This is a genomic window from Mesorhizobium sp. M5C.F.Ca.ET.164.01.1.1 (genome assembly GCF_004792125.1).
In the GTDB taxonomy this organism is placed as follows: domain Bacteria; phylum Pseudomonadota; class Alphaproteobacteria; order Rhizobiales; family Rhizobiaceae; genus Mesorhizobium; species Mesorhizobium wenxiniae.
Genome location: NZ_SRTG01000001.1, coordinates 41,180 through 63,871, shown reverse-complemented (window position 1 = coordinate 63,871; position 22,692 = coordinate 41,180). Strand labels below are relative to the sequence as shown.

Below are 22,692 nucleotides of genomic sequence, written 5' to 3'. Positions count from 1 at the left end.
GCTATCGAAAAGGGGTCCTGCGCTACGCAGGACCCCGGGTTTTAAAACTGCGGTTACTTCAGCTCTTCGGCCTTGATGTAGCCGGAATCGACCACCAGCGCCTGGTAGTTCGACTTGTCGACTTCATGCGGCGTCAGCAGGATCGAGGGGACGACCTTGACGTCGTTGTTGTAGGTCGTGGTGTCGAGGCCTTCCGGCTTGCCGCCTGAGAGCACCTTGTCGACGAGCTCGACCGTCGCCTTGGCGAGTTCGCGGGTGTCCTTGAACACCGTCGAGTACTGCTCGCCGGCGATGATCGCCTTGACCGAAGCGGTTTCGGCATCCTGGCCGGTGACGATTGGCCAGGGCTGATCGGCCGTGCCGTAACCGACTGCGCGCAACGAGGCGATGATGCCGCGCGACAGACCGTCATACGGCGAGAGCACGCCATCGACGCGGCTGCCATCCGAGTAGTTGGCGGACAGCAGATTGTCCATGCGGGCCTGGGCGGTCGCTGCCAGCCAGCGGAGCGTGCCGACCTTGTCCATGCCCATCTGGCCGGACTTCACCACGAGGGTCTTGTCGTCGATCAGCGGCTGCAGAACGGACATCGCGCCGTCGTAGAAGAAGAAGGCGTTGTTGTCGTCCGGCGAACCGCCGAACAGCTCGACGTTGAACGGACCCTTGTTCTCGGGATAGCCGAGGCCCTTGAGCAGCGATTTGGCCTGGATGACGCCGACGCCGAAATTGTCGAACGTGGTGTAGTAGTCGACATTCGGGGTCTTCTTGATCAGCCGGTCATAGGCGACGACGACGACGCCGGCGTCAGCCGCCTTCTGCAGCGCGTCCGACATCGTGGTGCCGTCGATCGAGGCGATGATCAGTGCCTTCGGGCCCTTGGTGATTTCGTTTTCCAGCTGGCTGAGCTGATTGGGGATGTCGTCCTGCGCATACTGCAGATCGACAGTGTAGCCCAGAGCCTCGAGCTGGGACTTGACGGCGTCGCCGTCGTTGATCCAGCGCTGCGAGGTCTTGGTGGGCATCAGCACGCCGATGAGGCCTTCGCCTGCCTGCGCCGGGACCGTCATGGCCGCGATGCTAAGGGCCGCGACGGCGGCCAGTGTCTTGATGATCTTCACATTAACTCTCCCTGGTTGATGGACGCGCACCCTGGGTTTCGTGGGCCGCGCGATCGTGCAGGAGCGCCAAAACGCGCCGCTGCCGCCATATCGATCTCCGGTATCCTCCCAATCGGCCCTGAGACTCTGGTTCCAGTCGATGCGATTTTTCTCGCTGGCGACGGTCAAGCTTCAGGACGCGCAAAGGGTGTGGCTCTTTGCCATAACTGTCAAATGCGATCTTTGATGGTTGCTATACCGAAACTGGTATATTGAAAGCCGACGAAGACTTGGCCGGATTGCCGACCGGCGATGAGTGGGGAGCAAACAAAGATCATGGCAGCGCTGCGGAATCCTGGTGGACTTTCAGCCAGTTACGAAGAACCCCCCGGCGACGGAGAAACCCTGCTGCGCAGCGGCCTCAGCCTGCGCCACATGCGTATGATCGCAGCCCTCGATGACCATGGCCGGGTCAGCGCGGCAGCCCAGGTCATGAACATTTCGCAGCCCGCCGCCTCGCGGATGATCGCCGAGATGGAGGCGGTGCTCGATGTCAAGCTGTGCGAAAGGCTGCCGCGCGGCATCACGCTGACGCCTTATGGCAAGGCATTGGCGAGGCGCGCACGTTCGATCCTGCTTGAGATGCGTGAAGTCGACCGCGAGATATCCGAGCTCAAGGCGGGCAAGGGCGGCTCGGTATTCCTCGGCGCGGTGACGGCCCCTGCGATCGAGCTCGCCGTGCCGGCGATCCGCGAAATCCGGCGCATCTATCCGCGCATCGAGATCACCATGCAGGTCGAGACCTCCAATGTGCTGGCGCGCGAGCTGATCGCCACGCGTCACGATTTCATCATCGCGCGCATCCCCGACGATCTCAATCCACGGCTGTTCGAGGCTCGCGTCATCGGTGTCGAAAAAGCCTGCCTGATCGTGCGCCGCGGCCACCCGCTTGCTAAGGGCAAGGCGGTGCGGCTGGAGGAGACCGCCGCCTACGACTGGGTTTTCCAGTCGGGCGGCTCGCCGTTGCGCCAGGCGATGGAAAGCAATTTCCTGAACCGCAACATCGCGCTGCCGGACCGCATCCTCAACACCAGTTCGCTGCTGCTGACCCTGGTCATGGTCGCGCAGTCGGACGCCATCGCGCCGGTGTCGATCCAGGTGGCGAAATTCATCCAGAACCCCGAGGGGCTGGCCGGCGCCATCGACGTCGTCCAGACCGAATTCGACATCGAGGTCAGGCCTTACAGTCTGATCACCGTAAAAAATCGCGTGCTGTCGCCGGCGGCCAAGATGCTGCACGACTTTATTTTGAGAGAGGTAGGCTGACGGCGTTAAATCAAGCAATCCATCGCCAATCCGTTGGACAGCTATCGCAGCTACACGGCTCTTCGGTCATGTCGCTTCAATTCAGAATATCGCTGGAGCGAAGGAACCACACAGGGCCGTGCCGCGTCATAGAGGCGGGCTCTTGTTGCAGTCCCAGCGAGGCTATCGATGATAAGGTTTCTCCTCGTCTTCGCCGCGACGCTTGCCCTGGCATGCGGCGGGACGGGGGCGGCCAAGCTGGACCTAGCCACCGTCAATCAGGCCCAGTTCGCCGCCGGCGAACCGAAGGGTGTCGATCCGACCGTGCTGAAGGCGCAGATTCTCTTGGATCGCGCCCGCTTCTCGCCTGGGCTGATTGACGGTAACCTTTCAGCGAACTTCGCCAAGGCAGTCGGCGCCTTTCAGGCGGCGAACGGACTCCCTCCCGATGGCAAGCTCACCCCGGAGACCTGGAGCAAGCTCATGGCGACCTCCACCGACCCGGTGCTGGTCACCTATGAGGTAACGCGCAAGGATGTGCGCGGACCCTTCACCAGGCGTATTCCGGCTCGCATGGATAGGATGGCCCGTCTGCGGCGGCTCGGCTATCGCACCGCGGCGGAGAGGCTGGCGGAGCGCTTCCATATCAGCGAACAGTTGCTCAGGATGCTCAATCCGGGCATCGGCTTCAGGAAGGCCGGCACGACCTTGGTGGTGCCTGATATTGGCCGGGGCGATCCTCCCGCTGGCGTTGCCCGCATTGAGGTCGACAAGGGCGCTCGCCTGGTGCGCGTGCTCGACCCTTCCGGCAAATGGCTCGCAGTCTACCCGGCCTCTATTGGCAGCGATGAAACCCGGCGCCAAGCGGCACGGCGGAGGTCAAGCGCGTGGTGCGCAACCCAACCTATCACTACGATCCGGATTTCGCTTTCAAGGGAGTCAAGACCAAGCGGCCCTTCACCATCGCTGCCGGGCCGAACAATCCGGTGGGATCGGTCTGGATCGATCTCTCCATCGAAAGCTACGGCATCCACGGCACGCCCGTACCGGGCAAGATCGGCACGACCTTCTCACATGGCTGCATCCGACTGACGAATTGGGATGCCGAAGATCTCGGCTCCATGGTGCAGCCGGGCACGAAAGTCGAGTTCAAGAACGAGACCGCCCACACCGTCGACGAGTTTGCTCCGTAGCAAAATGGCCAGCAGACCTGCTCCGCCGGCCATTCCTGTGGAGAGTCGCAGAGAATTCGGACCCCCCGAGATCCCAAGGCAAAAGGGATTGGGTCCAGATCCATTGAACATCAGAGTTCTTTGGACCAGGCCCGTCAATTCAGGCCGGTGGCGATGCCATCAGGCGGTAGAAGACCCGTCCGACGAGCCCGGCAAACGATCGCGAACGGCTTCCTCGGTTCGCTTTGCGGTCGATTCCACAACTTTGCCGACCTTGCCTGCTAACGTGTCGGTATCTCCAACTTGCCGGTCGGCCTCTTCCTTGACCGTTTCGTAAGCCTCGGCGGCAACTTGCTTTGCTTGCTCCAGGCCCGTTTCGAAAACCTCCGCTGCGCTGTCGCGAATTTTGTCGCGGTAGGCGCCAAGTTGCTCGTCCTCTGTGGCTGTGTGGGGCAGCATCACCCCGATGGCAGTGCCCAGCGCAAGGCCGACTACAGCGATAGCCAACGGCTCGCGCTCGAAGAGGTCTTGTGCCGATTGGCGCGTCCGAGCCGCTATCTGGCTGGCGCTTGAGCCGAGCTGGCCGGCGGTGTTTGTCATCCTCTCCTTGGCGCCCGTTGCTGCGTTTGCCGCAGCTTCGGCGGCGCTACTTGCTGCTGATGTAACCGAACCGGCGGTATCGGAGAGCATCGCCCCGATTCCGGACCCTTCGCTACCCTCGCTGAAATCATCGCCGCGCAGGTCGGAGAAAGCGTCAGAAGCCGTGCCTCTCCGATAACCAGCGGCAGCTGAGTTGGTTGCCGACGGGCCGTTGCCGAGCATCAGCCAGGCCAGGCCGGCTCCAATCAATGTCAGCGGCAACGGGTTGTCCCTGACCTGCGACTTGAGGTTGCCAAGCATGGCCGATCCCTCGCCGCCGGCGAACATTCCCGTAAATTCGTCAATCAATTGACCCGGTGTCATCTTGCTGCGGATCGAATCGGCGGTGTCTGCTACTTTGGCTCGGGCGATGTCGGCATCGCGCTCGAGCTCGGCTGCGGATTTGTCGCTCATTTTATTTGATCCTTGATCACGCGCGCGTCGCGCTTGAGTTGGTCTTGTGTGCGATCGGGCGTCAGCTCGGAAGGAGCCATGCTTTTCGTCCCAGATCGCAAGAGAATGATTCCCAGTATCGCTACGACGATCCCGACCAGCAGCGAGGACCATCCCGCTCCCAGGCCGGCGCTCGCCAGGGCGATTACGAGTGCTTGCAAGAGCACCATCAAGGCTGCGAGAAGGCATATGGCGCCGGCCAGAACCTCGGCGGCGCCTGCGCCGGCCTTGCTGATTTTTTCCGACATTTCGGCCCGCAACAGCCTACTTTCGGTTTGAAGCAGGGTTGTGACCTGCTGTGCCAGATCGGTGACGAGGGTTGCGAGGCCGCGACTTTCCTGATTGTTGGTCATGGGTTCTGCTCCAGGCTTGCGCCGGCCCAGTCGTCACCAGCCAAGTCATCGCCGGCCCTGTCGTTTCTGGGCTGGTTGAAGCGGGGCGGCGTCGGGTCAGCTGCCTCAGCCGAACGCATAGCGGACTCATCCGAGTTCGAAACCGTCTGTGAACCCCCGTCTGTTTGCGATCGACTCGGTGTCTCGGTCCGGGCAGATGGTGGCGAGCTCTTGATAAACCGCCCCAGCGCCAGGCCTGCCAATACTGAACCGGCGATCAGCGCGCCTGAATTTTCACGGCCGAACGACCGCATCTCGCCAAGAACATCTTCGAATGGTTTGTCCTTCAACGAAGATGAAAGGCGCTCAAGTGAGCCGGCGGCATCGAGGGTGAACTTCGAAGCGGTCCGTTGATCATTATTGGCCAGATGCTCGCTTGCTGCTCGCAATGCTCCGCTAAAGGCCCTTAGGTTGGAGCTGATATCGCGCTGTGTACCCTCGGCCTTGTCGAACAACGCCTGCTTGGCTTCAGCAGCATAGTCGCCCGCCTTCCTGGTGAGTTCGTCGCGAGCGTCCTGTAGCGCCTCTGTGGCGGACTGCGTTTCCTGCTGGAACCGCTCGGACAGTTCGCTTTTGGCTGCTTCGAAATCGGCCGGCTTGCGGCCCTGATCGTCTTCGCGCTGCATGGTATTCTCCTAATGGAATCCGAGGAAGGAGAGGATCGCAAGCACGACGACGACAAGGCCGATGAGATAAATGACATTGTTCATGGTGGCAATCTCCTCCATTGCCTACCGAACTTGCCGGGGGCAAACAGGTTCCATCACTTCCAACTAAATTAGCGAGAACGGAGCAACCGGCGAGCCCGTCGAGTCACTTGGAAATTCCCACGCGCCGTGTGCCGAGACGCGGACCTATCCGGCCGTGCGGAGATTGGCCCGCCTCTGCGCATCGAATTTCAAGAGATCAGGTTAGGCTAGTATAATAAAGCACCACGTCTAGCTCTCATTAAGGTCAAAGCTCACAGGAAGGTTGTAGTCTATTGCACGATTGGCAATCATGTTCGCTAGGTCGGAATCAGAGACAGAACATGCCGGAACAATCTGTTTGAGCGCCTTAACGGCAAGGCCCGTCGATATGAAACTATGGCGCCGCCTGCGAATATCTACGTAATGTTCGATGAGATTTTCGAGTTCACGCATGTGCAATCCTTCTTTGACGTCAACCGTGTCAATTGAACCCAGCTGTAATCGATCCGGAGCGAGGGCTCATTCACATTGTTTAGTTGACGAGAAGTCTTGATGCCGCATTAGCGCGTTGACGCGTCCTGGCCGAGGCAGTCACCGCGGTTCATGGAAGAGATTTAGGTAGGTCGCATCAAAGTCGGCCAGTAAGGCCAATCGCTGGAAATCCAGGATAACAATCCTCCTGTCTTTCCAGCTAACCAGGTCCTTCGCTCGAAGTTCCTGTAGCGTCCGGTTCACGTGAACTACAGATAGACCAAGCACGTCGCCCAATTCCGCTTGCGTCAGTGGAATCGCGAACGTCTGGTCAGAGGCCAAACCAACTATCTCTAACCGGACATACAACTCGCAGATTATATGTGCGAGATGCTGTTTGGCGGAGCGACGCCCGAGGCAGGTTATCCAAGTCCTTTGGATTGAGCCATCGATAGTCGTCGAAAGCCAGAGCATCCGGGCGAGATGTGGACTTCCACCCATTGCTGTGAGCAGGTCTTTGTGTCGGATGAAAACTACATCGCACGAACCCAGGGCGCTCACGCTGTGATCCATCACTTTTAGCAGTAAACTATGCAGATCGACAAAGTCTCCCGGCACGTGAATTGCCGTTATTTGACGCCTTCCTTCCCGAATAGCCTGGTTTCGAACTGCGAAACCATTCGCGACAAGACAGCTTTCGGTGGGGCGGGAACCCTCCCTGACGATCTCCTCATCCGGTCCGAAAGTTACCGGCCGGACCGGAAGAGCCTCAATAATCGCGATCTCGTCTGGCGGCAGGGTGTCGCGGCGGTCGAGCATGCGAATCAAGAGGTTTTTGCCGATCATCGCGGTGCCTTTTGACCAGCAACGCGGATCAGCATCTTTTGTTGCCGCCTCTTATTAGAATCACGTTATGTTCTATTATACCGCCGACCTAGAACCGATCATGTGGCCTGTGAGTGCCGGCGCCGACCGGCTCGACTTCATTCCCGCCTATGATGCCTACCTTGGTAGCCAAGGCGCCCCAGGTGACGACTGGATTTACGAGGCCAAGTTCGACGTCTACCGCTCGCAGATCATCAGCAATCTCAATTCCTTACAGGGCAAGGTGGAGCGGGTAGCGGGAATCGAACCCGCGCGTTCAGCTTGGGAAGCTGACAAGCTACCATTACATCATACCCGCGCAGCAGCCTCGTTACCACGCAAGCCGGCGTTCGGGCAATCGCTAAGCGTGCACTCGTGCCTTCCAGCCATCCGACTGTTACTCCGTCGTGGCAAGGGCGCCGGCGTTGCAACATAAGTTGGCGAGCAGACAATCCGGCCAACCCGCCATGCGGAGCAACTGGGAGTCAGCGACCCGCCTTGATGCCAGCGCGGCAAGTGCGTATTTCTGGACCTGTACCCGAACCGGGGCAACCGAATCTGGAGACACGCTTTGTCCGCACTGACGCGCTTTCTCGGCGATTCGCCGCTCCGGGTGTTCCTGAAGCTGCTGGTGGTATCGTTCCTCGTCGGCCTAGTCATGAACGCATTCGGCTGGTCGCCGATGGATGTGCTCTACGGTATCCGGAATTTCTTCGTCGATCTCTGGAATCTGGGCTTCCGCGCCATTGACCGTTTCCTTGGCTATATCCTGCTGGGCGCGGCGATCGTCATTCCGGCCTTCATCCTGCTCAGGATCGCCAACTATCGGAAGTAGAGCATGACCCCGAGCCGAAGGTCAGTGTAGCAAAAGTGGACCGGCTTTTGCTCCGCTGACCTGTGGTTCGGCAGGGAAATCCTAGAAGGCCGTCAGGCGAAGCCTGACGCCACTTCGAACAGGATGGAATGGCGCGCGGCGAGGGCCGCCACATCAGTCGAATAGCCGCCGCCGATAACGCCGCAGACCGGGATGCCGAGCGCGCGGAAATGGCGGATCACCATGTCGTCGCGGGCGCGCAGCCCCTCGTTCGACAGCGACAACCTGCCAAGCCGGTCCTCGGCATGAACGTCGACCCCGGCATTGTAGAAAACGATGTCCCAGCGCGCCTTGGCGGTGAGTTCCGGCAGGACGCCGCCCAACCTTTCGAGATAGGCCGCATCGCCGGCGCCATCGGGCAGAGCGATGTCGAGGTCGGAAGCGATCTTTCGCGTCGGATAGTTGCGGTCGCCATGCATCGAGAAGGTGAACACGCGCCGCTCCTCGCCAACAATGTCCGCCGTGCCGTCGCCCTGATGCACGTCGAGATCGACGATAAGGATGTTGCCGGCGGCAGCTTCGGCAAGCAGCACCAGTGAAGCCACGGCAACATCGTTGAAGGTGCAGAAGCCGGCGCCTTGCGCGCGCCGCGCATGATGGCTGCCGCCGGCGGTATTGCAGGCGATGCCGTTCAGCAACGCCAGCCGCGCTGCCAGCACGGTGCCGCCCGTCGCGAGTTGCGCCCTGAGCGAGACGCGCGGGCCCACCGGAAAGCCGATCTCGCGCTCGATTTTTTCAGGCACTTCGCAGGCCAGCACCTGGTCGACATAACCGGCGGCATGGGCAAGCTTCAGCCATGATGCCGGCGCCGGTTCGGGCACGTTGAGAGCGGCGGGGCCGGTCAGTCCGCGCGCGCCCAAGGCTTCCATCAGCAGCTTGTATTTGCTCATGGGGAAGCGATGGTTGACTGCGAAGCCGGCGTCGTAGTCGGGATGATGAACGATCTGCAGGGGCATTTGGGTGGTTTACGGCGGGTGCGCCAGAGGCGGGTTTCGGTTGGCCGTGGCGGGATGAGTGGTTGCGCGGCGTCCGGAAACTGGGCCACATCGGCTGTTCGATCAAGCCACGATGGAGAAGCGGGTACTGGATCAGGTGTCAGCAGCGGCCAACGGCCGGTCTTTCGTCGTCACAAATCGCTCGGTGCTCGCCATCGCAGTGCCGATGACGCTTGCCTATCTGACGACGCCGCTGCTCGGCGTCGTCGACACGGCCGTGGTCGGGCAGTTGGGCGACGCTGCCCTTCTCGGTGGTCTGGCGGCGGGCGCCCTGGTCTTCGACGTCGTCTTCACCTCCTTCAATTTCCTGCGTTCCGGCACCACAGGCCTCGTCGCCCAGGCGCTCGGACGCGGCGACGAACTGGAGGAACAGGCGGTGTTCTGGCGCGCCGTGCTGATCGCGGTCGTCGCCGGAATTGTGCTTGCCGCCCTTGCGCCACAGGTCGCCATCGCCGGACAATGGTTCATAAGCGCCGAGGCGCGCGTCAGCGAGGCGATGGCCGTCTATATCCGCATCAGATTGCTCGCCGCACCGTTCTCGCTGATCAACTACGCCATCCTCGGCTATGTGCTCGGGCGCGGCGAGGGCGGGCTGGGACTGATGCTGCAATTGGTGCTGAACGGCATCAACATTGCGCTCTGCATCCTGCTGGGGCTGGAGCTCGGCTGGGGCGTCGCCGGCGTCGCCTGGGCGACCGTCACCGGTGAATTCGTCGCCATGCTGCTTGGCCTGGCGATCATCGGCCGGCGTTTCTGGGCAGCGCCCCGGCTGCCGCGCCATCGTATCCTCGACCTGTCGGCATTCCTGCGCATGATGTCGCTCAACCGTGACATCATGATCCGCTCATTCTCGCTGCTCGCCGCTTTCGCGCTGTTCACCCGCCAGGGCGCACAATTCGGCACGGTGACGTTGGCCGCCAACGCGGTGCTGATGAACTTCTTCCTCATCGCCGGCTATTTCCTCGACGGTTTCGCCACGGCGGCCGAACAGCTCGCCGGGCGTGCCGTGGGCGCGCGTGCCACGATGCAATTCCGGCATGCGGTGCGGCTGACCGTGTTCTGGGGCTTCGGGCTGGCGGCCACGGCGACGCTAGTCCTTTTGCTGGGCGGTACTGATCTGGTCGCCCTGATCACGACGTCACAAGACGTTCGCGCCGTTGCCGACAACTATGTGGCCTGGGCGGCGTTCACCGCGCTCAGCGGCGTGCTGGCGTTTCAGATGGATGGCGTCTTCATCGGCGCGACCTGGTCGCGCGACATGCGCAACATGATGCTCTTTTCGTTCCTCGTCTTCAGCGCCGCCTTGCTCATCCTGGCGCCGGCCTTCGGCAATCACGGCCTGTGGGCGGCGCTGCACGTCTTCCTGCTGGTGCGCGGCTTCAGCCTGCTTGCCATTTTGCGCGTGCGGATGCGGGCAGCCTTTTAGAGCGTACTTCGGGTTAGAGCGGCTTGGACGCCCATTGATCGAGGCTGGTATCGCGCAACTCGCGCAGCGACTTGAGCCGTTGCATGTCCGCGAACCGGACCATTCCAGAAAGAATGCGGCCCGGCAGCGTAGGCCCGGCATAGATCATGCCGGTGTAGAGCTGGACGAGATCGGCGCCGGCGCGGATCTTCTCCAGCGCCGTCTCAATGGAATCGACGCCGCCGACGCCGATCATGGCGCGGTCCGGGCCAAGCAGTTTGCGCATCTTTGCCAGCACGATGGTCGAGCGCTCGAACAACGGTTTTCCCGAAAGCCCACCGGTCTCGCCGGCGAAACCGGCGCTGCGCAGCCGCGGCCGCGCAATCGTGGTGTTGGAAACGATGACGCCGTCTATTGCCTTCTCGGTGACCTCGGCGGCGATATCCTCCAGCTCGGCCTCAACGAGGTCCGGCGCGATCTTGAGAAAGATGGGCGGCTGCGCTGCAGCTGCCGTACGTGCGGCCATTACGCGCGACAGGAGCTCGCCAAGCTGTTCACGGGCCTGCATGTTGCGCAGACCCGGCGTGTTCGGCGAGGAGATGTTGACCGTCAGGTAGCTGGCGTATGGCGCAAACCTGACAATGCCGCGTTCATAGTCACTGACGCGGTCGGTGCTGTCTTTGTTGGCACCGATATTGATGCCGACGATGCCGGCGCGGCCCTTACGGGCAGCAAGCCGTTCTTCGGCAGCCTGGTGACCCTCATTGTTGAAGCCCAGCCGGTTGATCACCGCTTCGTCCGATGTCAGCCGGAAAATGCGCGGCTTCGGGTTGCCGGCCTGCGGCAGCGGTGTGATCGTGCCGATCTCGGCAAAGCCAAAGCCGAGGCCAAGCAGCGCATCGGGAACCTCGGCGTTCTTGTCGTAGCCGGCAGCCATGCCGAGCGGATTGGGGAAATCGATGCCGAAGACGCTGACTTTCAGCCTGTCGTCGCGCACGGGGCGCCGGGCGACCGGCAGCCCGCATTTCAGCGCGGCGATCGACAGGCCGTGCGCGGCTTCCGGATCGAATGCGAACAGGAACCTCTGGCCGAGCCGGTCGAGCACGCTCATTCGGCCTCCAGCGTTGGGAACTGGTGCAGGCCGCCGGTGCCGAGCGGCAACGGTTGCACCCAGACGACGGCCTTGAGGTCGAGCGGGCCGTAAAGATGCGGGAACAGCGCGCCGCCGCGCGAGACCTCGTATTTCAGCAAATCACCCAGTTTGGCGCCATCGATGGCGACCAGCAGCAGCCCGGTCTGGCCGGCAAAATGTTTTGCCGCCGTTTCCCTGGCCTGGCCGGCGGTGGAAAAATGAATGAAGCCATCGGCGACATCGATCGGCGCGCCGGTGAAGCGGCCATTTCTTTCGGCCTCGCGCCACAACGGTTCAGGTACTATCTTGTAGATAATCTGAGACATGGTTGCGCTATAGTCCGAACCAACCATACGGGGAAGAGGCAAGCAGGTTCCGGAAAAGTGTCACACGGTTTTCCGACAAGAATCTGCGTAAGGTAAAGGCCAGGGTTCTTCCCCATTTCCGGCGCAAACATGCGATAAATTGCGCTTACTGGCCTATGGAGGACAATATGCGTCCGCAGCACGTCTTGATTCCCGCAGCACTCGTCTCATTCGTCGCGGCATCAGCCTTTTCCGAGGAGACCGACCGCTACCGGCTGGAAAAGTCGGCCACCGGCTATGTCCGCATGGACACGCAGACCGGTGCGATGTCGATCTGCGAGGAGCGTTCCGGCCAGCTCGTCTGCAAGATGGCGGCCGATGAACGCGCCGCCTTCCAGGACGAGATCGACCGGCTGCAGAATTCGGTGAAGGCGCTCGACCAGCGCGTCGTCAAGCTCGAGAACTCGCTTGCGGCCCGCTTTGAGTCGACATTGCCCAGCGAGGAGGATTTCAACAAGACGATGAGCTACATGGAGCGCTTCCTGCGCAGCTTCATGGGTATCGTCAAGGACATGGAAAAGGACAGCGGCGAGGATAGCGCCAAGCCCAATTCGCAAAAAACCTGAGCACCATTCACCGTGCGAACCCGGCGCATAGGCTTGCCGCTTGAAAACGGCTGATATCGTCGCATAATCGTTCGACTGATCCCGTAAGAAGCAGACAATCAGTGGGATTCGGGGAGGGTCATGTGCCGTCAGGCTACACTTTCGTCATCGCTGACGATCATCCGCTTTTTCGCGGCGCGCTGAGAGAGGCGCTTGCCGGCATCGGCGATGTCGCCGGCATTTACGAGGCCGGCGATTTCGAAAGCGCCAAGGCGCTGGTCGTGGCCAATGAAGACGTCGATCTGGTGCTGCTCGACCTGTCCATGCCGGGCGCGAGCGGCCTTTCCGGTCTGATCTCGCTGCGCGGCATCCACCCGACGGTGCCGCTGGTGGTGGTGTCGGCGCATGACGATCCGGTGACCATCCGGCGCGCGCTTGATCTCGGCGCTTCGGGTTTCATCTCCAAATCGGCCAGCATGGAGGAAATCCGCAGCGCCGTGCAGTCGGTGCTTGCAGGCGACATCGCTGCGCCCACGGGCATCGATCTCGGCGTCGAGCGCGATCCCGAGATCTCCGATCTGATCAAGCGGCTGCAGACGCTGACGCCGCAGCAGACGCGCGTGCTCGGCATGCTGGGCGAAGGGCTGCTCAACAAGCAGATCGCCTACGAACTCGGTGTCTCCGAAGCGACGATCAAGGCGCATGTCTCGGCCATTTTGCAGAAGCTTGGCGTCGACAGCCGCACCCAGGCGGTGATCCTGCTCTCCAAGATCGGCAGCGACCCGCTGCAGGCAGCCAGCTGAGCTAGAGCATTTTGCAGCCAAGTGGAATCACTCGGCGTTGCAGAAATGCGGCTAAAGAGCGGGATGCCCGTTCAATTGAACGCATCCCGCTCTAGCTTCCTGGTCAACAGAAAGATTATGACCGTTACTCGGCCGCGGACGCCAGCGGCCTGACCCTCGCCATCATCGAGCGCAGCACCGCTGGTTTGAGCGGCTTATTGATCACCGGTACGTCGAGCCTGCCGGCGGTGGCGCGCACCTCGCTCGAGCGGTCGGCGGTGACCAGCACGGCCGGCATGTCCTGGCCGTGGATCGCACGCAGTTTGACGATCGCGTCAAGGCCGGTCTCGCCGTCGAGATGGTAGTCGGCAAGCACGATGTCGGGGCGATGCATGACGGACCCCTCGAGATCCCCCGAGCCGGCAAACGTGTCGACGCTGCAGCCCCAGCCTTCGAGCAGCAGCCGCATGCCGTCGAGGATGCGGGCGTCGTTGTCGATACAGAGCACTCGGAGTCCGGCAAGCGATGCAGCAGTGCGGACCGGCGCCTTCGCCTCGACCTCGCGCCGCGGCTGCTGCACTGCCGCGACCGGCAGGATGACGGAAAAGCGCGTGCCCTTGCCCGGGCTTGAAAAGATCCGGAGTTCGAGGCGCAAGACGCGAGCGATGCGGTCGACGATGGAAAGGCCGAGCCCGAGGCCGTCGGCTTCGCGTGCACCCTCGTCGAGCCGGGTAAATTCGTGAAAGACCGTGTTCAGCTTGTCGGTGGCAATGCCGATGCCGGTATCGATCACCTGGATCTCGGCCAGTTCGCCGCGACGCCGCACGCCGACCAGGATGCGGCCATGGCGGGTGTATTTGATGGCATTGGATACGAGATTTTGGATCAGGCGGCGCAACAGATTGCGGTCGGTCGTCACGCTGAGCGACGATGGCATGATCCTCAGGCTGAGTTTCTTCTCGGCGGCAAGCGGCTGAAAGTCGTTGCCGATCTGGCGCAGCAGTTCGTCCAGACTGAAGGCCGTATCGTCCGGTTTCATCGCGCCGGCATCAAGACGGGAAATGTCGAGCACCGCACCGAGAATAGTCTCGACCGATTCCAGCGAGGATTCGATGTTGATCGCAGCCTTGCCCGCAGGTCCCTTGCTGGCCTTTTCGATCAGCGACGAGCAATAAAGACGAGCAGCGTTCAGCGGTTGCAGGATGTCATGGCCGGCGGCCGCGAGGAAGCGCGTCTTGCCGAGATTGGCCTCCTCCGCCAGCATCTGCGCCTGGGCCAGCTCCTCGTTGACGCGGGTCAGTTCGACGGTGCGATTCTTGACGCGCTGTTCGAGCGTTTCATTGGCGCGCTTCAGCGCCAGATCCTGCTCGACGCGTCCGGAAATGTCGGCATAGGTGGCGACGATGCCGCCGTCTGGCATCGGGTTGGAGCGCAATTCCAGGATACGGCCGCTGGTCTTCAGCTCCATCTGCCACGGGCTGACGAAACTGGTTAGGCGGTTTAGCATCGCCACCCGCTGGTCGGCCGGAATGTCGCCGCGCTCGGCCAGGTGACGCAGGATGCGGTCGAGCGAGACGCCGACCTGGCCCATATCGTCGGGCAGGTCGAACAGCGCCCGATATTGGCGGTTCCAGCAGATCAGCCGGAAATCCCTGTCGAAGACGGTGATGCCCTGTTCCATCTGGTCGAGCGCGATCTGCAGCAGGTCGCGGTTGTGCTGCAGCGCCTCGGTGGCGTCGTCGAGCAGGCGGAAGGCGTCCTTGGATTCGCGATCGTTGCGGCGTAGCAGCAGCGACAGGATCAGCCGCGCCGAGGAGGAGCCGACGGCACTTGCCAGAAGCTGCTCGGAGAAGCGGATGACGTCCATGCTGGCCTGCTCGTTGCCGTGCAGCGAAGCGCCGTTACTCATTTCGAACGACTGAAAGGACCGTTCCGTGCGTTCGACGCCGAGGTAGCGCGCGATGGTATCCTTGAGGTCGTTGACGGTGACGGTGGTGCGGAAGCGGCGCAGGCTCGGCATCGGGCTCGCCTCGCGCGGCACGAAGATCGACGCCTGGATGCGCTCCAGCGGCACCGACGCGCGGGACAGTGAGCCGAAGACGAAGAACAGCGAGTTGACCGACAGGCTCCACAGGACACCATGGTTCAGCGGCTCGGCGACAGTGCCGAACAGCGCTTGCGGCCGCAGCGCTTCGAAACCGAACAGGCCGTGGACGACGATGCCGGTATCGGACGCGGCGAGCGAAGGAAGCAGCAGCGTATAGCTCCAGACGACGATGCCGGCGACCATGCCGAGTGCCGCCCCCCTGGCATTGGCGCCCCGCCAGATCAGTCCGCCGATCAAGGCTGGCGTGAACTGCGCGATCGCGGCGAAGGACATCAGGCCGATAGAGGAGAGCCGTGCGCTGTCGGTGCTCTCGCGATAGTAGAGGAAGGCGATGAACAGCATGATGAAGATCGCCGCCCGTCGCACGTTGAGGATGAGCGCTGACCAGTCCTCGTTCTCGGACGTCGTGGTCTTGAGCAGGCGACGCACAAACAGCGGAATGACGAGGTCGTTGGAGATCATGATCGACAGCGCGACGCTTTCGACGATCACCATCGCGGTCGCCGCCGACAGGCCGCCGATGAACGCCGCCATGGCCAACACGTCGTGACCGCTGAGCAGCGGCAGCGACAGGACATAGAGGTCGCTGCTGGTTCTGGTGCCGACCAGCGCCAGGCCGGCGAGCGCGATCGGCAGCACGAAAAGGTTGATCGCCACCAGATAGAGCGGAAACACCCACGTCGCGGTGCGCAGTTCGGCCTCGCTGCGGTTCTCGACGATGGTGACGTAGAACTGGCGCGGCAGCATGATGATGGCGAAACCGCTCAAACATGTCAGGACCAGCCAGGTGGCGAGCGACGTGCTATAGCCCATCGCTTGCCGCACTTGCGCATTCTGGGCGAGCTTGTCGACCATATCGCCTGGGCCGCCGAAGATCAGGAAGGTCACCATCAGGCCGATCGCCAGGAAGGCGGCGAGCTTGACCACGCTTTCGACCGCTACCGCCAGCACCAGTCCATCCTGGTGTTCGGTGGCGTCGGCATGGCGCGTGCCGAACAGCACCGCAAACAGCGCAAGCAGCATGGCGACGACCAGCGAGATGTCGCTGACGAAAGGATCGAAGGAAGGCGGCGAGCCGGTATAATGCTCGACCATCAGGCTGACCGAGCCGGAAATCGCCTTCAACTGCAGCGCTATGTAAGGCACCGCGCCGATCGTCGCGATCAGCGTGGCGATCGCTGCTACGGCAAAACTCTTGCCGTAGCGGGCGCCGAGGAAGTCGGCGATCGAAGTGATCTTCTCTGTCTTGGCCAGCCTGACGATGCGCCGAAGCAGCGGAAAGCCGAATACGAACACCAGAACCGGGCCAATATAAATTCCGAGGAATTCAAGGCCGCGCTCGGAGGAAAGGCCGACCGAACCGAAGAAGGTCCAGGAGGTGCAGTAGATCGCCAGGCTGAGCGCATAGATGAAGGGCCGGGCCCGGTCGGGTCCGGATGTCGTTGAGCGCCGGTCGCCGAGGCTGGCGATGACGAACAGCAACGTCACATAGGCGATCGCGATGATGACGATGAACCAGCCCTGCACGGCCTGAAAATCCTCCCTTTGCCGATTTTGCATTCGGCCTGAAGAGACGCAATCACAGCTTGGCGATCAAGTCCATCGCGGCTTTCGGCGCAGGATGGCTCGGCTCCGGGAAATTTTGGCCGGTGGAAATCGGTCTTTTGCCAATGCTGCAACCGTAGGTGTTTGCTATTGTGCCAGTGGGGCCGACCGAAGCGGGCAGAGGCGGCAGCACGGCCCGTCAGGACAAGGAGGGTCGCATGCTGAAAGAATTCCAGGAATTCATTTCGCGGGGCAATGTCATGGACCTGGCCGTCGGCGTCATCATCGGCGCCGCCTTCGGCAGAATCGTCGATTCCCTGGTCAACGACATCATCATGCCGATCATCGGTGCTATTTTGGGCGGGCTCGATTTCAACAACTATTTCCTGCCGTTGTCCTCAGCCGTCAACGCCACGTCGCTGGCGGACGCCAAGAAGCAAGGCGCAGTCTTCGCCTATGGCAGTTTCATCACCGTCGCGTTGAATTTCATCATCCTCGCCTTCATTATCTTCCTGATGGTCAAGGCCGTGAACAATCTGCGCAAGCGGCTGGAGCGTGAGAAGCCAGCTGCGCCTGCCGCTCCGCCGCCGCCCGATGTGGCGCTGCTCACCGAAATTCGCGATCTCCTCGCCAGGAAATAGCGCAGGAGCAAGATCTCTGGACCAAAACCCCGGTCGTTTTCGGCCGGGGTTTTCTGTTTTCGCCTGTCTTAAAACACGCTAGCAGTCCAGAAGACGAAAACGGATCTATCCATGACCTTGATCGAGAATTTGCGCGCCGAGGCCCGGGCCGCGCCGGAAAGCGGCATTGTCGCCGTCATGAACCGCGGCCGCGACCGCGACGGCATGATCCCGCTCTGGGCCGGCGAGGGCGACCTGCCGACGCCCGCCTTCATCACCGATGCCGCTGCCCGGGCGCTGGCGGGCGGCGAGACCTTCTATACCTGGCAGAAAGGCATCCCTGAGCTGCGGCAGGCGCTCGCCCGCTATTACGTCAGGCATTTCGGCAAGAGCTTCGCCGAGGAAGAATTCATCGTCACCGGTTCGGGCATGCATGCCATCCAGCTGGCGCTCGACGCAGTCGCCGGGAAGGGGGACGAACTCGTCTATCTATCGCCGGCCTGGCCGAATTTCGCCGCAGCCGCCGGCGTGGCGGGCGCCGTCCCGGTCGCTGTCACGCTCGACCAGTCCGGCAATGGCTGGTCCTGCGATGTCGGCAAGATCGCGGCGGCGATCACACCAAGGACAAAGGCGCTGTTCGTCAACACACCGTCCAATCCGACCGGCTGGACCGCCGACAGGGAGACGCTGCAGGCGATCCTCGACCTCGCCCGCGAAAGGGGCCTGTGGATTATCGCCGACGAGATCTATTCGCTGTTTCACTACGGCGATAGTCGCGCGCCGTCCTTCATCGACATCATGGCCGACGAAGATCGCATTCTGTTCGTCAACAGTTTTTCCAAGAACTGGGCGATGACCGGCTGGCGGGTCGGCTGGATCAAGACCCATCCCTCGCTGCAGCAGGTGTTCGAGAACCTGGTTCAGTATTCGACCTCCGGCGTTGCCCAGTTCATGCAGCGCGGCGCGCTCGTCGCCCTCGACGAAGGCGATGCCTTCATCGTCGAGCAGGTGGAGCGGGCGAGGGCGGCGCGTGACCTGGTCTGCGGCATCCTGGCTGCGACCGGCAGGGCACGCTTCACCGTGCCGCAGGGAGCGTTCTATCTGTTCTTCACAGTCGACGGCATCACCGATTCACGCGCCGCCGCCTTCGATATCGTTGACCGCGCCAATGTCGGCCTGGCGCCCGGAACCGCATTCGGTCCCGGCGGCGAGGCCTTCCTCAGGCTGTGCTTCCACCGCCGCCTCGACCAGCTCGATGAAGCGGCGCACCGGCTGGCGAAATGGATGACGAGTATGTGAGTTGCCTTCGATCCCCGAGTTGAAACTCGGGGATCAGCCGCCGGACTTCGGCACCAGCAACGGAATGACGCGGTCGCTTTCCCTCACCGAAGGCCGGCCCGCAGAACCGTAAGAGATACCCAAAGCATCCCAAGTCTCGACCAGCGCATCCTGAAGTTCCGCGATCAGGTGATCCGAATGGAACGGCGTCGGCGTAATGCGCAGCCGTTCGGTGCCGCGCGGCACGGTCGGGTAGTTGATCGGCTGGATGTAGATGCCGTGGACGCCGAGCAGGCGGTCGCTGGCCATCTTGCAGAGTTCGGGATCGCCGACGAGCAGCGGCACGATGTGGGTAGCGGAGTCCATCACCGGCAGGCCGGCGGCGGTAAGAATCTGCTTGGTCCGCGTCGCCTGGCGCTGCTGTGCGTCGCGTTCGGCCTGCGAGCGCTTCAGATGGCGGATCGACGTGGTCGCCGCGGCGGCGATGGCCGGCGGCAGCGCCGTGGTGAAAATGAAGCCCGGCGCATAGGAGCGCACGGCATCGATCACCGCATTTGTGCCGGTGATATAGCCGCCGAGCGTGCCGAACGCCTTGGCCAGCGTGCCTTCGATGATGTCGATACGGTCTGCCAGCCCTTCGCGCTCGGTGATGCCGCCGCCGCGCGATCCGTACATGCCGACGGCATGGACCTCGTCGATATAGGTCATAGCATTGTAGCGCTCGGCAAGATCGACGACCTGCTTGATCGGCGCGATGTCACCATCCATCGAATAGACGCTCTCGAAGACGATCAGCTTGGCGCGTTCGCGGCCAGCCGCCTGCAGCAGGCTTTCAAGATGCGCAACGTCGTTGTGGCGAAAGATCTTCTTCTCGGCGCCCGAACGCCGCACGCCCTCGATCATCGAGGCGTGGTTCAACTCGTCCGAGACAATCAGGCAGTTGGGCAGAAGCCGCGCAATGGTCGAGATCGAGGCTTCGTTGGAGACAAAGCCCGAGGTGAAGACGAGTGCAGCTTCCTTGTCGTGCAGGTCGGCCAGTTCCAGTTCGAGCTCGACCAGCGGATTGCTGGTGCCGGAGATGTTGCGGGTGCCACCGGCGCCAGATCCCATCTTGCCGGCGGCGTTCTGCAGCGCAGCGATGACGTCTGGATGCTGGCCCATGCCGAGATAGTCGTTGGAGCACCAGACGGTGATTTCCTGGGCGCGGCCGTTGGCGCGCCAGATGGCGCGCGGGAATTTGCCTACGATGCGCTCGAGGTCGGCGAAGATGCGGTAGCGACGCTCTGCATGGAGCTGGTCGATCGCGTCTTCGAAGAACCGCTGATAGTTCATTTCGGCTTCCCAATTTTTGCGTGGGATCATAATCATTGCCCCATTCGACGTCCACTTGGCCTTTTTGGTCAAAATGCCACGCCCCAAGCCTGTTCCTAACGACCACGGATCATGGCCTATTCCCTTGATGTGGATCAATTTTGTTTCAGGACGATGCCATGCGTCGATGAGACTGGTTACCTCAGATACTGATGGTCATGTACTAATGGCCTAGCGGCAGGCTTTCCATTAAGGCGGGTGTTGAGACAGTTTCCGATAAATCTTGAGCAGCGAGGACGCGGATGACGGTTTTGGTGACAGGCGGTGCCGGCTATATCGGCAGCCATATGGTCTGGGAGCTGCTGGACGCGGGCGACAGCGTTGTCGTCCTCGACCGGCTTTCGACCGGTTTCGAGTGGGCGGTGGCGCCGGAGGCGAAGCTCGTTGTCGGCGATGTCGCCGACAAGGAGCTGGTCGGCTCGATCATCCGCGACAACAAGGTCGACGCGATCATCCATTTTGCCGGCTCCATCGTGGTTCCCGAATCGGTTGCCGACCCGCTCGGTTATTACGAGAACAACACCTGCAAGACGCGCACGCTGATCGAGACCGCAGTGCGAGAAGGCGTGCCTAATTTCATCTTCTCCTCGACCGCCGCCGTCTATGGCGGCGCCGGGCTGGAGCCGGTGCGTGAAGATGCCCGCCTTGCACCGGAATCGCCCTACGGCCTGTCCAAGCTGATGAGCGAATGGATGCTGCGCGACGCCGCAATTGCCTATGGTTTGCGCTATACGGCCCTGCGCTACTTCAACGTCGCCGGCGCCGACCCGAAGGGTCGCACCGGCCAATCGACGCCTGGCGCCACGCATCTGATCAAGGTCGCCTGCGAGACGGCGCTCGGCAAGCGACCCCTTATGCAGGTGTTCGGCACCGACTATCCGACGCCAGACGGCACCTGCATGCGCGACTATATCCATGTCAGCGATCTGGCGGTGGCGCATCGGCTGGCGCTGGAACGGCTGCGCGCCGGCGGGACAAGTCTCGTCGCCAATTGCGGCTACAGCCACGGCTATTCGGTGCTCGAGGTGATCGACAGCGTGCGGCGCGTCTTTGGTCATGATTTCGAGGTGCGGATGGGCGAGCGCCGTCCGGGCGACGCCGCGGCGGTAGTCGCCAATTCGGAGCTGGCGCGCCGCGAACTCGGCTGGACGCCGCAGCGCGACGACCTCGACCTGATCGTCGCCCACGCGCTGGCCTGGGAGCGCATTCTGACCGGCAAGAATTCGTCGCGGGGCTGAGACCAAGTTCTTAGCTCGAAAGCTTCACGCAGAAGCGCTATTGAAGGAGCTGTGCGGCGCAGCGTAGGCGCATTTGGCCGCGTGTGACTTTGGGGGGCGGCATGAGAATATTGGTGCTCGGAGCCGGTGTGGTCGGCACGGCGGCCGCCTATTATCTGGCGAGCGACGGCTACGAGGTGACCGTCATCGAGCGCCATCCGATGGCGGCGCGCGGCACCAGCCAATCGAATGCCGGGCTGGTGTCGCCGGGCGACGCCACCGCCTGGGCCTCGCCCGCTGCGCTGAAGACGTTCCTGCGCGCGCTTTACAACCACGATCTCGGCATCAAGGTGCGGCTGCGCTTCGATCCTTATTTCTTCGCCTGGAGCCTGCGCTTCCTGCGCCAGTGCACGCGAGCGCGCCTGCGCGCCAACACCGATATCAAGCTGCGCCTGGCGCTCTATTCGCGCGACTGCATCAATGCCATCTCCGCGGACACCGGCATTCACTATGACGAGCGCAAGAAGGGCATTCTCTATTTCTTCCGCTCGCAGCAGAGTCTTGATACCGGCACCGACAATTACCGCTATCTCGCCGAGCACGGTCTGCCGATCGAGATCGTCGGCCGCGACCGGCTGGTCGAGCTAGAGCCCGGGCTTGCCGGGGCCAAGGATAAGATAGCCGGCGGCGTCTATTCGCCGATCGACCAGACCGGCGATTCCAGCCAATTCACGCAGAACCTCGCTGCCTATGCCGCCGAGAAACTCGGCGTCCAATTTCTCTATGGCACGACGGTCGAGGGCCTCGACATCGAAGGCGATCGGGTGCGCGCCGTGATGACCTCGGCCGGCCCGGTCGCTGGCGACGCCGTGGTCATATCAATGGGACCTGAAAGCGGCCTGCTCGGTCGCCGCTACGGCATCGATCTGCCGGTCTATCCGGTCAAGGGCTACACCGCGACCGTGCCGCTGGAGGACGAGCGCAAGGGGCCGACCATGGGCGGCGCCGACGAGGATCAGCTCATCGGCTATTCCAGGCTCGGCAACCGGCTGCGGCTCGCTTCGACAGCCGAGTTCACCGGCTTCGACCGCACCCACAAGCCGAGCGATTTCGCCGCCATGTTCAGGACTGGCAACGATCTGTTCCCGGGTGCCTTCGACGAGAACAAGGCCGAGCTCTGGGCCGGCTTGCGGCCGATGATGCCAAACTCGGTGCCGGTCATCGGCCGGGCGCGCTACCAGAATCTCTACCTCGACACCGGCCACGGCCATGTCGGCTGGACAATGGCCTGCGGTTCCGGAAAATTCCTTGCCGATGTGGTCGCCGGTCGCAGGCCGGAGATCGACCCGCAAGGTCTGGTCTACAAGGGCTAGA

The 22,692-nt window shown here is 62.2% G+C and carries 21 protein-coding genes, 1 tRNA gene and 1 pseudogene; 11 read left to right on the top strand and 12 right to left on the bottom strand.

Going from position 1 to position 22,692, the window contains the following annotated elements; all coding sequences use genetic code 11:
* Window positions 1-53: 53 nt before the first annotated feature.
* A complete protein-coding gene (gene chvE / locus EN807_RS00315) occupies window positions 54-1,118 on the bottom strand; it encodes a multiple monosaccharide ABC transporter substrate-binding protein (RefSeq protein ID WP_135933449.1) in 1,065 nt (354 codons plus the stop codon).
* Between the two features lie 315 nt (window positions 1,119-1,433).
* Here chvE and EN807_RS00310 point away from each other — a divergent pair, with 315 nt between their 5' ends.
* From EN807_RS00310 to EN807_RS36300, 3 genes and pseudogenes are all read left to right on the top strand, one after another.
* Window positions 1,434-2,423: a LysR family transcriptional regulator gene (locus EN807_RS00310; RefSeq protein WP_127316418.1), complete on the top strand. Its 990-nt coding sequence runs from the start codon at window positions 1,434-1,436 to the stop codon at window positions 2,421-2,423.
* 168 nt (window positions 2,424-2,591) lie between these two features.
* Window positions 2,592-2,825: pseudogene (locus EN807_RS36305) on the top strand (hypothetical protein); the annotation flags it as partial.
* 464 nt (window positions 2,826-3,289) lie between these two features.
* Window positions 3,290-3,595, top strand: a complete 306-nt coding sequence (locus tag EN807_RS36300; RefSeq protein ID WP_246683988.1) for a L,D-transpeptidase — start codon at window positions 3,290-3,292, stop codon at window positions 3,593-3,595.
* Between the two features lie 159 nt (window positions 3,596-3,754).
* Here the strand turns inward: EN807_RS36300 and EN807_RS00300 are convergent, their stop codons facing one another.
* From EN807_RS00300 to EN807_RS00275, 6 genes are all read right to left on the bottom strand, one after another.
* The gene (locus EN807_RS00300; RefSeq protein ID WP_135933448.1) at window positions 3,755-4,627 is read right to left on the bottom strand and encodes a hypothetical protein; all 873 of its coding nucleotides are present in this window, start codon (window positions 4,625-4,627) and stop codon (window positions 3,755-3,757) included.
* On the bottom strand, window positions 4,624-5,019 hold the full coding sequence (locus tag EN807_RS00295; RefSeq protein ID WP_135933447.1) for a phage holin family protein: 396 nt from the start codon (window positions 5,017-5,019) through the stop codon (window positions 4,624-4,626). The genes EN807_RS00300 and EN807_RS00295 overlap by 4 nt, the downstream gene beginning before the upstream one ends.
* The gene (locus EN807_RS00290) at window positions 5,016-5,684 is read right to left on the bottom strand and encodes a hypothetical protein (RefSeq protein ID WP_135933446.1); all 669 of its coding nucleotides are present in this window, start codon (window positions 5,682-5,684) and stop codon (window positions 5,016-5,018) included. The genes EN807_RS00295 and EN807_RS00290 overlap by 4 nt, the downstream gene beginning before the upstream one ends.
* A gap of 312 nt (window positions 5,685-5,996) precedes the next feature.
* Window positions 5,997-6,200, bottom strand: a complete 204-nt coding sequence (locus EN807_RS00285; protein WP_135933445.1) for a hypothetical protein — start codon at window positions 6,198-6,200, stop codon at window positions 5,997-5,999.
* Between the two features lie 138 nt (window positions 6,201-6,338).
* The gene (locus tag EN807_RS00280) at window positions 6,339-7,064 is read right to left on the bottom strand and encodes a Crp/Fnr family transcriptional regulator (protein ID WP_135933444.1); all 726 of its coding nucleotides are present in this window, start codon (window positions 7,062-7,064) and stop codon (window positions 6,339-6,341) included.
* A gap of 263 nt (window positions 7,065-7,327) precedes the next feature.
* A tRNA-Gly gene (locus tag EN807_RS00275) sits at window positions 7,328-7,401 on the bottom strand.
* Between the two features lie 252 nt (window positions 7,402-7,653).
* Between EN807_RS00275 and EN807_RS00270 the strand changes: the two genes are divergently transcribed.
* Window positions 7,654-7,917 (top strand): DUF6460 domain-containing protein, encoded by a 264-nt coding sequence (locus EN807_RS00270; RefSeq protein WP_135933443.1) that lies wholly within the window; start codon window positions 7,654-7,656, stop codon window positions 7,915-7,917.
* Window positions 7,918-8,009: 92 nt separating this feature from the next.
* On the opposite strand, the gene EN807_RS00265 is transcribed toward EN807_RS00270, so the two are convergent.
* Window positions 8,010-8,912, bottom strand: a complete 903-nt coding sequence (locus EN807_RS00265; protein WP_135933442.1) for a histone deacetylase — start codon at window positions 8,910-8,912, stop codon at window positions 8,010-8,012.
* Window positions 8,913-9,024: 112 nt separating this feature from the next.
* On the opposite strand from EN807_RS00265, the gene EN807_RS00260 reads away from it, so the two are divergent.
* Entirely contained in the window at window positions 9,025-10,377 is a 1,353-nt protein-coding gene (locus EN807_RS00260) for an MATE family efflux transporter (RefSeq protein WP_189522310.1), read from the top strand.
* Window positions 10,378-10,390: 13 nt separating this feature from the next.
* Here EN807_RS00260 and EN807_RS00255 read toward each other — a convergent pair whose 3' ends face one another.
* Together EN807_RS00255 and EN807_RS00250 are read right to left on the bottom strand one after the other, a co-directional pair.
* Window positions 10,391-11,467: a quinone-dependent dihydroorotate dehydrogenase gene (locus EN807_RS00255; protein ID WP_135933441.1), complete on the bottom strand. Its 1,077-nt coding sequence runs from the start codon at window positions 11,465-11,467 to the stop codon at window positions 10,391-10,393.
* Window positions 11,464-11,814, bottom strand: coding sequence for a DUF952 domain-containing protein (locus EN807_RS00250; protein ID WP_065006117.1), 351 nt, complete (start codon window positions 11,812-11,814; stop codon window positions 11,464-11,466). The genes EN807_RS00255 and EN807_RS00250 overlap by 4 nt, the downstream gene beginning before the upstream one ends.
* Window positions 11,815-11,981: 167 nt before the next feature.
* Here EN807_RS00250 and EN807_RS00245 point away from each other — a divergent pair, with 167 nt between their 5' ends.
* Window positions 11,982-12,419: a hypothetical protein gene (locus EN807_RS00245; protein WP_065006116.1), complete on the top strand. Its 438-nt coding sequence runs from the start codon at window positions 11,982-11,984 to the stop codon at window positions 12,417-12,419.
* A gap of 122 nt (window positions 12,420-12,541) precedes the next feature.
* Window positions 12,542-13,201: a response regulator transcription factor gene (locus EN807_RS00240; RefSeq protein WP_135933440.1), complete on the top strand. Its 660-nt coding sequence runs from the start codon at window positions 12,542-12,544 to the stop codon at window positions 13,199-13,201.
* 124 nt (window positions 13,202-13,325) lie between these two features.
* Here the strand turns inward: EN807_RS00240 and EN807_RS00235 are convergent, their stop codons facing one another.
* A complete protein-coding gene (locus EN807_RS00235) occupies window positions 13,326-16,814 on the bottom strand; it encodes a PAS domain-containing hybrid sensor histidine kinase/response regulator (RefSeq protein WP_135933439.1) in 3,489 nt (1,162 codons plus the stop codon).
* 236 nt (window positions 16,815-17,050) lie between these two features.
* Between EN807_RS00235 and mscL the strand changes: the two genes are divergently transcribed.
* Together mscL and EN807_RS00225 are read left to right on the top strand one after the other, a co-directional pair.
* Window positions 17,051-17,473 carry a large conductance mechanosensitive channel protein MscL gene (mscL, locus tag EN807_RS00230; RefSeq protein ID WP_127317588.1) on the top strand — a complete coding sequence of 141 codons (423 nt, stop codon included), beginning with the start codon at window positions 17,051-17,053 and terminating at the stop codon, window positions 17,471-17,473.
* A gap of 111 nt (window positions 17,474-17,584) precedes the next feature.
* A complete protein-coding gene (locus EN807_RS00225) occupies window positions 17,585-18,751 on the top strand; it encodes a pyridoxal phosphate-dependent aminotransferase (RefSeq protein ID WP_135933438.1) in 1,167 nt (388 codons plus the stop codon).
* Window positions 18,752-18,784: 33 nt separating this feature from the next.
* On the opposite strand, the gene hemA is transcribed toward EN807_RS00225, so the two are convergent.
* On the bottom strand, window positions 18,785-20,062 hold the full coding sequence (hemA, locus tag EN807_RS00220; protein ID WP_135933437.1) for a 5-aminolevulinate synthase: 1,278 nt from the start codon (window positions 20,060-20,062) through the stop codon (window positions 18,785-18,787).
* Window positions 20,063-20,343: 281 nt separating this feature from the next.
* Here hemA and galE point away from each other — a divergent pair, with 281 nt between their 5' ends.
* Both galE and EN807_RS00210 read left to right on the top strand, forming a co-directional pair.
* Window positions 20,344-21,339: a UDP-glucose 4-epimerase GalE gene (galE, locus tag EN807_RS00215; protein WP_135933436.1), complete on the top strand. Its 996-nt coding sequence runs from the start codon at window positions 20,344-20,346 to the stop codon at window positions 21,337-21,339.
* Between the two features lie 101 nt (window positions 21,340-21,440).
* Window positions 21,441-22,691, top strand: a complete 1,251-nt coding sequence (locus EN807_RS00210) for a D-amino acid dehydrogenase (protein ID WP_135933435.1) — start codon at window positions 21,441-21,443, stop codon at window positions 22,689-22,691.
* Window position 22,692 lies beyond the last annotated feature (1 nt).

Excerpts from the sequence above, each read along its gene's own strand:
- EN807_RS00310 (WP_127316418.1), top strand. The coding sequence starts at position 1,434 with ATGGCAGCGCTGCGGAATCCTGGTGGACTTTCAGCCAGTTACGAAGAA.
- EN807_RS00300 (WP_135933448.1), bottom strand. The coding sequence starts at position 4,627 with ATGAGCGACAAATCCGCAGCCGAGCTCGAGCGCGATGCCGACATCGCC.
- EN807_RS00295 (WP_135933447.1), bottom strand. The coding sequence starts at position 5,019 with ATGACCAACAATCAGGAAAGTCGCGGCCTCGCAACCCTCGTCACCGAT.
- EN807_RS00290 (WP_135933446.1), bottom strand. The coding sequence starts at position 5,684 with ATGCAGCGCGAAGACGATCAGGGCCGCAAGCCGGCCGATTTCGAAGCA.
- EN807_RS00285 (WP_135933445.1), bottom strand. The coding sequence starts at position 6,200 with ATGCGTGAACTCGAAAATCTCATCGAACATTACGTAGATATTCGCAGG.
- EN807_RS00280 (WP_135933444.1), bottom strand. The coding sequence starts at position 7,064 with ATGATCGGCAAAAACCTCTTGATTCGCATGCTCGACCGCCGCGACACC.
- EN807_RS00265 (WP_135933442.1), bottom strand. The coding sequence starts at position 8,912 with ATGCCCCTGCAGATCGTTCATCATCCCGACTACGACGCCGGCTTCGCA.
- EN807_RS00260 (WP_189522310.1), top strand. The coding sequence starts at position 9,025 with ATGGAGAAGCGGGTACTGGATCAGGTGTCAGCAGCGGCCAACGGCCGG.
- EN807_RS00255 (WP_135933441.1), bottom strand. The coding sequence starts at position 11,467 with ATGAGCGTGCTCGACCGGCTCGGCCAGAGGTTCCTGTTCGCATTCGAT.
- EN807_RS00250 (WP_065006117.1), bottom strand. The coding sequence starts at position 11,814 with ATGTCTCAGATTATCTACAAGATAGTACCTGAACCGTTGTGGCGCGAG.
- EN807_RS00245 (WP_065006116.1), top strand. The coding sequence starts at position 11,982 with ATGCGTCCGCAGCACGTCTTGATTCCCGCAGCACTCGTCTCATTCGTC.
- mscL (WP_127317588.1), top strand. The coding sequence starts at position 17,051 with ATGCTGAAAGAATTCCAGGAATTCATTTCGCGGGGCAATGTCATGGAC.
- EN807_RS00225 (WP_135933438.1), top strand. The coding sequence starts at position 17,585 with ATGACCTTGATCGAGAATTTGCGCGCCGAGGCCCGGGCCGCGCCGGAA.
- hemA (WP_135933437.1), bottom strand. The coding sequence starts at position 20,062 with ATGAACTATCAGCGGTTCTTCGAAGACGCGATCGACCAGCTCCATGCA.
- galE (WP_135933436.1), top strand. The coding sequence starts at position 20,344 with ATGACGGTTTTGGTGACAGGCGGTGCCGGCTATATCGGCAGCCATATG.
- EN807_RS00210 (WP_135933435.1), top strand. The coding sequence starts at position 21,441 with ATGAGAATATTGGTGCTCGGAGCCGGTGTGGTCGGCACGGCGGCCGCC.